The organism is Geodermatophilus amargosae (genome assembly GCF_041028265.1).
GTDB lineage: Bacteria > Actinomycetota > Actinomycetes > Mycobacteriales > Geodermatophilaceae > Geodermatophilus > Geodermatophilus amargosae_A.
In genome coordinates, this window is sequence record NZ_JABGCW010000011.1 from 254,700 (window position 1) to 266,472 (window position 11,773).

Annotated in this window: 11 protein-coding genes; 2 read left to right on the plus strand and 9 right to left on the minus strand. The window is 78.2% G+C overall.

Translation table 11 applies throughout. The features are described 5' to 3' along the window. The first annotated feature begins 162 nt into the window (after positions 1 to 162). Positions 163 to 963, plus strand: a complete 801-nt coding sequence (locus HLV61_RS15705) for a TetR/AcrR family transcriptional regulator (RefSeq protein WP_369257016.1) — start codon at positions 163 to 165, stop codon at positions 961 to 963. A 34-nt stretch (positions 964 to 997) separates the two neighbouring features. On the opposite strand, the gene HLV61_RS15710 is transcribed toward HLV61_RS15705, so the two are convergent. The 7 genes from HLV61_RS15710 to HLV61_RS15740 form a co-directional block, all read right to left on the minus strand. After that, positions 998 to 1,714: a methylase gene (locus HLV61_RS15710; RefSeq protein ID WP_369257018.1), complete on the minus strand. Its 717-nt coding sequence runs from the start codon at positions 1,712 to 1,714 to the stop codon at positions 998 to 1,000. Positions 1,715 to 1,861: 147 nt separating this feature from the next. Continuing rightward, complete coding sequence (gene recN / locus HLV61_RS15715) at positions 1,862 to 3,736, minus strand: DNA repair protein RecN (RefSeq protein ID WP_369257020.1); 1,875 nt, start codon at positions 3,734 to 3,736, stop codon at positions 1,862 to 1,864. Further along, a complete protein-coding gene (locus HLV61_RS15720) occupies positions 3,711 to 4,772 on the minus strand; it encodes an NAD kinase (RefSeq protein ID WP_369257022.1) in 1,062 nt (353 codons plus the stop codon). Before HLV61_RS15720 ends, recN begins: the two co-directional genes overlap by 26 nt. Positions 4,773 to 4,899: 127 nt before the next feature. Then, positions 4,900 to 5,697: a TlyA family RNA methyltransferase gene (locus tag HLV61_RS15725; RefSeq protein ID WP_369257024.1), complete on the minus strand. Its 798-nt coding sequence runs from the start codon at positions 5,695 to 5,697 to the stop codon at positions 4,900 to 4,902. Further along, positions 5,697 to 5,915, minus strand: coding sequence for a hypothetical protein (locus HLV61_RS15730; protein ID WP_369257026.1), 219 nt, complete (start codon positions 5,913 to 5,915; stop codon positions 5,697 to 5,699). The genes HLV61_RS15725 and HLV61_RS15730 overlap by 1 nt, the downstream gene beginning before the upstream one ends. 172 nt (positions 5,916 to 6,087) lie before the next feature. Further along, positions 6,088 to 7,209, minus strand: a complete 1,122-nt coding sequence (locus tag HLV61_RS15735) for an HAD-IIA family hydrolase (protein ID WP_369257028.1) — start codon at positions 7,207 to 7,209, stop codon at positions 6,088 to 6,090. Then, positions 7,206 to 7,637, minus strand: coding sequence for a tetratricopeptide repeat protein (locus HLV61_RS15740; RefSeq protein WP_369257030.1), 432 nt, complete (start codon positions 7,635 to 7,637; stop codon positions 7,206 to 7,208). Before HLV61_RS15740 ends, HLV61_RS15735 begins: the two co-directional genes overlap by 4 nt. Before the next feature lie 102 nt (positions 7,638 to 7,739). Here HLV61_RS15740 and HLV61_RS15745 point away from each other — a divergent pair, with 102 nt between their 5' ends. After that, complete coding sequence (locus HLV61_RS15745; RefSeq protein ID WP_369257032.1) at positions 7,740 to 9,065, plus strand: DUF1015 domain-containing protein; 1,326 nt, start codon at positions 7,740 to 7,742, stop codon at positions 9,063 to 9,065. 29 nt (positions 9,066 to 9,094) lie between these two features. Here HLV61_RS15745 and HLV61_RS15750 read toward each other — a convergent pair whose 3' ends face one another. After that, on the minus strand, positions 9,095 to 9,454 hold the full coding sequence (locus HLV61_RS15750; protein ID WP_369257034.1) for a single-stranded DNA-binding protein: 360 nt from the start codon (positions 9,452 to 9,454) through the stop codon (positions 9,095 to 9,097). Positions 9,455 to 9,553: 99 nt separating this feature from the next. Next, complete coding sequence (locus HLV61_RS15755; protein WP_369257036.1) at positions 9,554 to 10,417, minus strand: tetratricopeptide repeat protein; 864 nt, start codon at positions 10,415 to 10,417, stop codon at positions 9,554 to 9,556. Positions 10,418 to 11,773 lie beyond the last annotated feature (1,356 nt).

Genomic DNA, 11,773 nt, shown 5'->3' on the forward strand with positions numbered 1-11,773 from the left:
TCCGACACCACGGAGAGCGCGACACGCCCGGCGCGTGCGCCCCACCAGCACCGCCGGAGTCCCCGGCTCCGCTGTCTAGCGTTCGTCGATGTGACTCGTGGGGCTCCTGCTGCCATCGTCCCGGCGACCCGTCCCGGGGCCGCGGACGAAGGCCCCGAGGCGATGCCCGCCGACCCGTCCGCGCCGGGGGCCGCCCCGCTGTCCGCCCCGATGCCGGCCCCCGCGCCGGTGATCCGCGCGGTGCCCGGGACGCCGCCCGCACCGCCGGCGGCTCCGGCCGCCGACCCCGGCCGGCCGGCCGGCGGGAACCGGCCGGGCCGCCGCGAGCGGCGCGGCTCCGGCGTCCGCGAGCGCCGGCGGCTGGAGACGCGCGACCGCATCGTCGACGCCGCCGCCGAGCTGTTCGCCGAGCGGGGCTTCGACGCGGTCAGCGTCGTGGAGATCGCGCAGCGGGCGGGCGTGGTGGAGAAGACGGTGTTCAACCACTTCCCCGTCAAGGAGGGGCTGGTGCTCTCCGCCGACCCGCCGATGCGCTCGGCACTGCTGCACGCCGTCGCCACCCGGCCCGCCGGGGAGTCGGTGGCCGCGGCGGCCGGCACCTTCGTCGTCCGGGCGATGTCGATGCTGGGGTCGCCGGAGGCCGCCGAGGGGGTGGCCGCGATGGCCCGGGTGGTGCGCGGCTCGCGCACGCTGCAGGCCCGGGAGCGGGAGATCCTGGGCGAGATCACCGCCGCGCTGTCGGCGCAGATCCGCGCGGAGACCGGCGCCGGGGACGGCGCGGTGGAGCCCGACCTGACCGCCGCGGCGGTGACGGCGCTCTACGGCCGGCTGCTGGAGCTCGCCCGCGACCGGGTGCTGGCCGGCGTCACCGGGCCGGCGCTGGCCGACGAGCTGCGGACGGCCGGCCGGCGCGGCCTGTCGCTGCTGCAGTTCGGGCTGGCGGGATACGCCAAGCGGCGCTGACGCGGACCCCCGCCGCGGGGCCGCCCCGGGGCGCTCAGGCGGGCAGCTGCAGGGCGCGGAGCAGCTGGTCGCCGCGGTCGCCGGGGATCTCCGGGTCCCGGGTGAACAGCGCGACGGCGACCATGTACTCGTCGTCGCCGGCCCAGCCGCGGCCCTCGGCGACGATCCTCCGGATCTGCTCGCGGACCTTCGGCTCGCTGCTGTAGGGCCCGTAGTCCAGACCCATGGCGAGGAAGTTGACGACCCGGTAGCCGAGGTCGGCTGCGGTGCCGACGGTGGTGACCGGGTCGGCGTAGCTGGCGATCGCGGTGACCACGTGCTGGTAGCCGGCCTTGAGCAGCTGCAGCGTGAGGTCGTTGCCTCGCTCGCCGCCCCACAGCTCGGGCATGAGGATGTCCCGGTCGGGCGCGGGGATGTAGGGCGGGTTGGAGATCGCGGTGGTCACCGGCTCCCCGCCCGCTGCGTCGGCCTGGTCGAAGAAGTCGCCGAGCTCGACGGTGTAGCGGTCGGCGACCCCGCGGGCGGCGATGTTGGCCCGCGCCGACTCCACCGAGTCGGCGCTGATGTCGTAGCTGCGGATGCGCAGCCCGGGCACGCCGGCCACCACGTCGGCGATCGCCGTGGCGTCACCGGTGCCCAGCTCGACGACGGGGACGCCCTCCCAGCCCAGCTGCTCGCGGTACTGCTGCAGCAGCATGCACACGGAGAAGCCGTAGTGCGCCGACTCGTCGGCGGAGCTGAAGCAGCTCACCGGGCTGCTCCGAGCAGCTGCACGGCGGGGGCCGGGACGGGGACGGTGAAGGCGGGGGCATCGTCGCGCACGGGATCGACCTACCCCCGTCGCACGATCGACACTCCTGCGTACCGCCACCCGGTCGTGTACCACCGGTCGGCGTGCTCACCCCTCCCGGGCCGCGGCGGCGACGGCGAGGAGCTCGCGCGCGTGCGCCTGGCCGGTGTCGCTGTCCGACAGGCCCGAGAGCATGCGGGCGAGCTCGCGCACCCGGTCCTCGCCGTCGACGGCCCGGATGTCGGTGGCGGTGACGCCGGCCGCGGTGTCCGGCGACTTGTCCACCACCAGGTGGGTGTCGGCGAACGCGGCGACCTGCGCGAGGTGGGTGACGACGACGACCTGGTGGTCGCGCGCCAGCCGCGCCAGCCGCCGGCCGATCTCCCCCGCGGCCTGCCCGCCGACGCCGGCGTCGACCTCGTCGAAGACCATCACCGGCACCGGGTCGGCGCCGGCGAAGACGACCTCGATCGCCAGCATCACCCGGGACAGCTCACCGCCGGAGGCACCGCGGTGCACCGGCCGCGGCGGCGCGCCGGGGTGGGCGGCCATGAGGAGCGCCACCTCGTCGATGCCCTCGGGCCCGGGCTGGTCGGGGTGGCTGTCGACCGAGAAGGACACCCGGGCGCTCTTCATCGCCAGGCCGGCGAGCTCCGCGCCCACCTCGGCGGCGAAGCCGTCGGCGGCGGCCCGCCGGCCGGCGGAGATCCGGGCGGCGAGGTCGTCGACCTCCGCGCGGGCGGTGTCGCGGGCAGCCGCCAGCGCCTCGAGCGCCTCGTCGGAGACGTCGAGCGCCGACAGCTTGCCCCGCGCGTCCTCGGCCCACGCCAGGACGCCGGCCAGCCCCTCCCCCGGGTCGGCGTACTTGCGCACCAGCGCGGTGATCGCCGCGCGCCGGTCGAGCACCTCGGCGAGGCGGGCCGGGTCGGCGTCGAGGTCCGCGACGTACCCGGCCAGCTGCACGCTGACGTCGGACACCACGGCGACGGCGTCGGCGAGGTCGCGGGCCAGCAGCACCAGCGCGGGGTCGTCGGTGACGGCCAGCGCGCGCTCGGCGGTGGCCAGCGCGGCGGTGGCGTCCTGCGGCAGCCCCTCGCCGCCGAGGTCCCCGGTGACGTCGCCGACCAGCGCCATCCGCGCCTCGTCGACGGCGGCGCGCAGCGCGTCGGCGTCACCGAGCCGCGTGGCCTGCGCGTCGAGCGCCTCGTCCTCGCCCGGCTCGGGCGCCAGCGCCTCGATCTCCTCCAGGCCGCGCCGCAGCACCTCGGCGGCCTGGGCCAGCTCGCGGACCTGCCCGCGGCGGCGGTCGAGGTCGGCGGCCAGCTCCCGCCAGCGGGCGTACGCCGCGCGGTAGGTGTCCAGCAGCCGCAGGTGCGCCGCGCCGGCGTAGCGGTCCAGGGCGGAGCGCTGCTCGGCCGGGCGGGACAGCCGCAGCTGGTCGCTCTGCCCGTGCACGGCCAGCAGCCCCTCGGACAGCTCGGCGACGACGCCCACCGGCACGCTGCGCCCGCCCAGGTGCGCGCGCGAGCGGCCCTCGGCGCTGACCGTGCGCGCCAGGATCAGGCTGCCGTCGTCGTCGGGCTCGGCGCCGGCGTCGGCGGCCCGCGTCCACACCGGGGAGTCCGGCGGCAGCTCGAGGCGGCCCTCCACGCCGGCACGGCCGGTGGCGCGCACCCGTCCGGGGTCGGCGCGGCCGCCGAAGAGCAGCGTCAGGCCGGTCACGACCATCGTCTTGCCCGCGCCGGTCTCACCGGTGACCACGGTGAGGCCACGGCCGAGCTCGAGGGTGACGTCGTCGATGGCGCCCAGGCCGCGGATGCGCAGCTCGGTCAGCCGGCCCCGGCCGTGACCGGTGCGGGGAGCGGCTCGGCCCGGCTCCGCGGTGACCTCGGCCCCCTGCGGTGTCGCGTCGGCCGGTGCGGTCCCGGCCGGTGCGCTGCGGGCCCGGCCGGCGCGCTCACGCGTCGGGGTCCGCGGTGCCACCGCGCACCTCCCCCCGGCCCGCGCCGTCGCGGCCCCTGTCGTCGCCGGACACGGACACCACGTCGCGGGCGAGCACGTTGCGCGAGGGCGGCAGCTCGTGACCGGGGTCGTGCCGGTGGGCGTCGCGGAAACCGCGCACCGGCAGCCCGAACTTGGCGACCAGCCGGTCGCCGAAGGTGGCCGGGTGCACCCGGGCGATGCGCACCGGGCGGGCGGCCCGCCGGACGTCGACCCGGCCGCCGTCGGGGACGTCGAGGGCGCGCCGGCCGTCGGCCGAGACGCGGGCGCGGTTGCCGTCGGGCGGGATGGCCACCGACAGCACCGCGTCCGGTGAGGTGACCAGGGGCCGGGAGAACAGGGCGTGGGCGTTGGTGGGGACCAGCAGCAGCGCCTCGACGTCGGGCCACACCACCGGGCCGCCGGCGGAGAACGCGTAGGCGGTCGAGCCCGTCGGGGTGGCGAACAGGACGCCGTCGCAGCCGAAGCTGGTGAGCGGCCGGCCGTCGATGGAGATGACGACGTCGAGCACCCGCGAGCGCTGCGCCTTCTCCACCGACACCTCGTTGAGCGCCCACGTCCCGCCGACGACGTTGCCCGCGGCGTCGAGCACGTCGACCTCGATGGCCAGCCGCTTCTCCACGGAGTACGCGCACTGCTCGATGGCCGTCAGCGTCTCCTCGACCGCCTCGGGCTCGGTCTCGGCGAGGAAGCCGACCCGGCCGAGGTTGACGCCCATGAGCGCGGCGTGGCTGTAGCGGGCCAGCTCGGCGGCGCGCAGGAAGGTGCCGTCTCCGCCGAAGACCATGACGATCTCGGCCCCCCGCGCGGCCTCGGCGTCGGCGGGGACGACCTCGGCGCCCTCGATCCCGAGCGCCTCGGCCTCGTCGTCGAGCACGCGCACGGTGATGCCGGCGCGCGCCAGCCGCGCGGCGGAGCTGCGGGCCAGCTCGGTGATGTCCTGCCGCCCGGTGTGCACGGCCAGCAGCACGTGCCGACCGCCCCCGGGACGCCAACCGCCCTGGCCGGCCTCGCTCATCGGTCCTCCTCGCTCTGCGGTGCGCCGGTCCTGCGCCCGTCGGTCCTGCCCGTGCTCCCCCGGCGCTCGTCCCCAGCGTCCCCCGGTGCGGGCGTCCGTGCCCGGCCGGTCCCCCGGACCCGCCTGCTCACCGCGGCCCCTCCTCCACGGCGCGGCGCACGTCCGCCTCGTCCGGACGGCCGGCGTCGCGCCGCAGCCACAGGAAGAACTCGACGTTGCCGGCCGGCCCGGGCAGCGGGCTGGCGACGACGCCGGCGGTGCCCCAGCCGAGGTCGGCCGCGGCCGTGGCGACCTCGAGGACGGCGGCCGCGCGGGCCGACGGGTCGCGGACGACGCCGCCGGAGCCCAGCCGCTCGCGACCGACCTCGAACTGCGGCTTCACCATCGGGAGCAGGTCGGCGCCCTCGGTGGCGCAGGCGGTCAGCGCCGGCAGCACCAGCCGCAGCGAGATGAACGACAGGTCGGCGACCACGAGGTCGGCCGGGCCGTCGATCTGCTCCGGCGTCAGGGTGCGGACGTTGGTGCGCTCCAGCACCCGCACGCGCTCGTCGGTGCGCAGCGACCAGGCGAGCTCGCCGTAGCCGACGTCGACGGCGACCACCTCGCGCGCGCCGCGGGTCAGGAGCACCTCGGTGAAACCGCCGGTCGACGCACCGGCGTCCAGGGCGCGACGGCCCTGGACGGGGACGGCGAAGGCGTCCATCGCGCCGAGCAGCTTGTGCGCGCCGCGGGAGACCCAGCGGTGCTCGTCGGGGTCGGTGCGCACCACGACCGGCGTGCCCGCCTCGACGCCGGTGGCCGGCTTGGTGGCGGCGCGCCCCGCGACGGCGACCCGCCCCTCGCTGATCAGCTCGACGGCGTGCTCGCGGGAGCGGGCCAGGCCCCGGCGGACCAGCTCGGCGTCGAGTCGGCTGCGGCGCGGCATCAGAGCTGGTCGATCGTGCCGAGCTCGCGCGTGAGCCGGTCGTGCTCGGCCTCGAAGACGGCGACGTGCTCGCCGACCGGGCGCTGGGCGAGAGCGGCGAACCGCCCCGCGATGCCGTCGGGAGCCGGATCGCCGGCGGGCCGTACCGGGCCGGCGGCGCCGCCGGGACCGGGCCGCGGCGGGCCCGGGACCGGGTGCGGCCGGCTCGGCTCGGTCATGGCGCTGGCCTCTCGGACGGGTGCGGGACACGGCCGCCGGACGGCGGGCACGGGACTGGCGACTGCTGCGTCCTCGGCTGGCGAGGGTACCGGCCGGGGACGACGGCGAGGGCCGCGCCGAGGCGTCGCGACCGGCCCCGACGGCCGCCCGGGCAGCTCGTCCGCGACGCCTTCACCGTGCTGCCAGGCCCCACGCGGCGAGCGCCCGGCGCGCCTCGCCGTCGGCGGCCCGCACCTGCGGCGCGGAGCCCTCGGGAGCGCGCGCCCAGGCGGCCAGGCACAGGGCGCGCAGCCCGTCCAGCCCGTCCCCGGGGTCCCCGTCCTCCCCCTCGGTGGCCCGCAACTCGAGCGGACCGCTGTCCCCGGCGGTGGCCGCCCAGCGCCCGCAGGTCCAGGTCGCCCCGTCCCCGCCGGTGACCGGAGGATGCGGCACCAGCAGCCCGCCGGCGTCGGCGGAGATCAGGTCGGGCCGGTGCGGCGGGCCGGCGGCCAGCAGGAGGGCCGGGTCGGTCACCCCGCTGAACACCAGCAGGCTCGCCGCGCCCGCCCGGTGGGCGCCCTCGACGTCGGTGTCGAGCCGGTCGCCGACCACCAGCGGGCGGTCGGCTCCCGTTCGGCGGACGCACTCGGCGTGCATCGCCGGGTCCGGCTTGCCGGTGACGAGCGGCTCGCTGCCGGCGACGTCCCGGACGACGCGGACCATCGCCCCGTTGCCGGGCAGCGGGCCACGCGGCGACGGGATCGTCGCGTCGGTGTTGGTGGCCACGTGCCGCGCGCCGTTGCGGACGGCGACGACGGCCTCGGCGAGCTGCGCCCAGCCGACTTCCCGGCCGTAGCCCTGCACCACCGCCTCGGGGCCGTCCTCGGCGGTCCCGACCACGGTCAGACCGGCCGCCCGCAGCGCCGCGGCGACGCCGGGGCCGCCCACGGGCAGCACCCGCGCGCCGGTCCCGAGCATCCCGGCGACGACCGAGGCGGCCGCCTGCGCGCTGGTGATGACCTCGTCGGGGACGGCCGGGACGCCGAGGTCGCACAGGTGCCCGGCCACCTCCTCCGGCGGGCGGGCGGCGTTGTTGGTCACGAAGCCCAGCCGCATGCCGCGCTCCCGCGCCACGGCGAGCGCCGCCGGGACGCCGGGCACCGCGTCCGGCCCGACGTAGACCACGCCGTCGAGGTCGAGCAGCGCGACGTCGTGGACCTCGGCCGGTGGGCGCGCGCTCCCGGCCGCGAGGCCCGGCCGCCGGCCCGTGCCCGCGCCGGCCGGGACCGGGCCGGCCGGGGTGGAGCCGGTCACGCGGGCCCCCGGTCCGAGGCCCGCCGGGCCCGGACGCCGCGCAGCGCGCGGGCGTAGTGCGCCAGGTCGGGGCGCATGGCCACCGCCAGGGCGAGGTGCTCGGCGGCCAGGCCGAGGTCGCCGGCCCGGCTGGCGGCCAGGCCCAGCCCGAACTGCGCGTAGTCGTCGGTGGGGTTGACCGCGGCGAGGCGGGCGAAGCTGTCGACGGCGTCGCTGTAGCGCCCGGCGTCGTACTGGGCGCGCGCGAGGGCCTCGAGGACGCTGCGCGAGCCCGGCTCGGCCTCCGCCGCCCTGGCGAGCAGGGTCGCCGCCGCCGCGGGGTCCCCGCCGGCCAGCAGGTCCAGCCCGCGCCGGTACCACTCGTAGACCCCGCCCGCCGGGATCCCCTCCCCGGGCAGGTCCTGCTCGGGTGAGCCTGCTGTCGACACCGCTGTCCTCCCGCTCGTGGCGCTCGGGTGCACGCCGCCGGGCGGGCACCGCGGAACCGGCCGCCGCGGCAGCGCCCGGCGGGCGGCTCCTACGATCCCGTCGTGCACTCGTCGTCGGCGGACACCCCGCCCCTTCCCGCGACGGGACTGGACGTCCGGCCCTTCCGGGCGCTGACCTACCGGCAGCACGACCCCGGCCACCTGGCCCGCGTCAGCTCGCCAGCCTACGACCTGGTGACGCCGGACGGCCGTGAGCGGCTGGCCGCCGCCGATCCGCACAACATCGTCCGCCTCATCCTGCCGGGCGGCACGTCCGGACCGGGCACCGCCGGTGCGGCCGGGCTCCCCGCCGTCGCCGCCGGTGAGGACACCGCGGCCCGTGCGGCGCGCACGCTGCGCGCGTGGGAGGACGCCGGCGTGCTCGTCCGCGACGACGCCCCGGCCCTCTGGCTGTACGAGATGCAGCCCGCCGAGGGAGCCGCCACGGTCGGGTGGCTCGGCGCCGTGGCGGTGGCGGCCGCGGGCGGACGGGCGGTGCTGCCGCACGAGGACACCTTCCCGGCCGCCGTCGAGGGCAGGCGGGCGCTGCTGGAGGCCACGGCCACCGACCTCGAGCCGATCGTCCTCGCCCACGACCCCGAGCCCGAGGTGGCCGCGCTCACCCGCGCCGCGCTGTCCGGCCCGGCCACCATGGAGCTCACCGACACCGACGGTGTCCGCCACCGCCTCTGGCGGATCGCCGGGGGGGACGTCCTCGGCCGTCTGCCCGAGGCCCTGGCCCGCACCGGAGCGGTCATCGCCGACGGCCACCACCGCTTCGCCGCGGCGCGGGCACTGCACCGCACCCATCCCGACGGTGACTGCCGCGTACTGGCGCTGCTCACGCCGATGGGCTCCGGCGGGCTGCGGGTGGAGGCGATCCACCGGGTGGTGCCCGACCTCTCCCTCGACGCGGCCGTGGAGTCCGCCGCCCACGGGTTCACCGTCACCGAGGTCCCCGCCGGGCCCGATCCCGATGCACTCGCCGACGCCGTCCGGTCCGCGCAGGCCGGCGAGGAGGCGCTCTTCCTGCTCAGCGACGGCCGCCGGCTCGTGCGCCTGTCGGGACCGTCGGCCGAGGTCCGGGAGACGATCCCGGCCGAGGCCCCCTCCGCCTGGCGCGGCCTGGACGTCGTCCTGGCCACCACCGGGCTGATCGGGCACCTGTGGCGCCGCCCGGACGACCCCGCCTCGGTCCTGGTCGCCCACGACGTCCCCGAGGCCCTGGGCCTGGCCGCCCGGCGCAACGGGGTGGCCCTGCTGCTGCGCGCGCCCTCCCCCACCGACGTCGCCGCGGTCGCACGGGCCGGGGCCCGGATGCCGCGCAAGTCCACGCTGTTCGTCCCCAAGCCGCGGACCGGGCTGGTCCTGCGCCCGCACGCGGGCTGAGCCGCCCCACTCGCCCGGTCCGCCGGCGCTCACGCCGTCCGCACCGTCCCACCGGCGCCGGAGCGGGGCACCTTGCGGCCGCGCCGGCAGTTGACCTCGCACACCGAGGCCGTTCCCCCCGGGGTCCGCCAGAACCGACGCTGCAGCGCTCCCTCGACCTCGACGACGTCCCCGGCCTCCCAGGCCGCGATCCGCCGCTGCAGGGCACGGTCGTAGGTGATGCAGGTGAGCACGCCCACCGACTGGCCCCGGGTCCTGGGCTCGGGCCGGCGCACCACCAGGCGGAAGGTCACCAGGGTGTCCCCGCTCGGGAGGGGCCTCAGCTCCGCGGGAGCCGAGACCCGGCCCCGGAGCACCACGTCGTTCCGGTCGATCACTGCCACGCTCATGACGGCAGCGTTCCCCGGCGACGGCGCGCCGGGGGTAGGGCGATCGCTGCTGTGGACCGCCGCCCCCGGTGTGGACGGCGGTCCCGCGACCGTCGGAGGTCAGTGCCCCGGGTCGTCCCCCGTGGGCGGCTCGACCTCGCCCAGCAGTTCGGCGACCTCCCGCTCGACGTCCTCGTCGAAGGCCGGGTCCGACCCGGTCCCGTACTCGGCGTCGTCCGCTCCGTCCTCGGCATCGGTGTGAGCCTCGGCGTCGTCCGTGCCGGTCCCGCCGGAGTCCGGGTCCTCCCGGTCGGCCTCACCGGCGTCCGACGCGGCGTCCGACGCGGGGTCGCGCCCGGTGGCGGGCTCGTCCTGGACGGCCTCCGGGACGAGGTGCTCGTCCGCGACCGGCAGCTCCTCCTCGCCGAACGCGACGTCGTCGTCCTCCTCCGGCGCGGCGGCGGCCACGGCGTCCCGCCAGGCCTCGGCGGACGGGTCGTCGGTCGCGGTGAGCAGGTCGGCGTAGGCCGAGGCCAGGCGGCGGGTGCTCTCGTCGGTCAGGTCGACGCCGGTCGGGGAGGGCCGTCCGCCGAGCGCGCCCTCGAGCACCAGGCGCGCCGCGGGCACCTCGTCCAGGTCCTGCCGGACGCCGGCCTCGACCAGCTGCAGCTCCACCGTCTCGGCCCGGTCGGGGTGCTCCGCCAGCGCCTCCCGGACGAGCCGCAGCGCCACCTCGGGACGGCCCTGCGCCCGCTCGCAGTCGGCGAGCACGGCGCGGTAGCTTTCGTCGCCGCTCATGCGGCGGTAGGCCCGCAGCTCGCGGGAGGCCTCTGCGTAGTCACCGGCGTGGTACGCGGCGACGCCCACGGCCTCGCGGACCACGGCGATCCGGGACGCGCGGTCGCGTGCGGCCCGGGCGTGCGCCAGGGCCAGCTCGGGGTCCTCGTCGACCAGGTTGCCGGCGACGACCAGGTGGCGGGCCACGGTCTCGGCGTTCCGCGAGTCGAGGCCGCGCAGGGACGCACGGACCGCCGGATCCAGCTCGCGGGCGTCGGCCCACTCCGGCAGCTCCGGCCCCGGCGGGACGGGCGGCGTGCGGTCGACGCGGGCCGGTCCTGCGGACCCAGCCCTGCGGTCGTCCCCAGGGCGCCGGTCCCGCCAGCTGCTGCCTCCTGCGCGGTCGGGACGGCCGGCGGCTGCCGGGCGGCCCGCACCCCGGCCACGCTCGTCCGCACGCTGCGCCGCGGGTCTCCCCGGACGGCCGCCCGACTGGTCCCGCTCTCCCGTGGGACCACCGGGACGCCGGTCCTGCCAGGACCGGTGGCCGCTCTGCGGGCCCGCGCCCCGCCCGCCGCGGGCACGGTCACCGCCGGGACGGTCCCCCGTCGATCGGCGCTCGCGCCACGAGCTCTCGGGGCGGTCGCCGTCCGCGGGCCTGCGGTCGCGCCACGCCCCCTCCGTCCGGTCTCCGGCGGGACGACGGTCGCGCCAGCCGCCGTTCCGGTCGCCGCCGGCCAAACGACGGTCGCCGCCCGCCCGGTCCCCCGAAGCGGGACGACGGTCATGACCGGCTCGATCCCCGTACGCGGGACGCCGGTCGCTCCCCGTCCGGTCCCCCGAGGCCGGACGGCGGTCGTAGCCGGGACGGTCCCCGGTCGACGGACGACGGTCGTAGCCCGGACGGTCCCCGGACGCGGGACGACGGTCCCGCTCGGCGCCTCCAGGACGCTCCGTGCCCGTGCCCCGCCCTCGCGAGGATGCCTCCGGCCGGTCGGCGCCCGGCCGGCGGTCTCGCCACGAGCCCTGTCCGCCCTGAGCAGACGGACGCCTGTCCTGCCGGCTGCCCTCGGACCGGCCGCGCGCCACCGGACGACGGTCCTGCCACGAGCCCTCGGAGCGATCGGCCCCGGGACGACGGTCCTGGCGCTCTCCGCCGCGGCGATCCCCTGCGACGGGACGGCCACTCCGCTCTCCGCGGGGCCGGTCCGTACCGCTACCGGCAGCCGGGTCGCGACCAGTGCCGGATCGCCGGTCGGCAGGACCGCTGCGACCGGCGTGGCCACCGGTCCGGTCGTCACGCCGCGGTCCTGCTCCACCGCGGGAGTCCTGACCGTCGGGGCGGCCACGCCCGGTGGAGCCACGTCGGGGAGATGTCATGTCGTCGTCAGTACCTCGGTCGGGAGCAGGACACTCGGCTGAGCGCCGGAATGGGCCGGACACACAGAAACGGGGGCCGGAGCCAATGGCTCCGACCCCCGTTCCAGAATGGTTGTCCGGCGGCGTCCTACTCTCCCACCCCGTCTCCAGGGCAGTACCATCGGCGCTGAGAGGCTTAGCTTC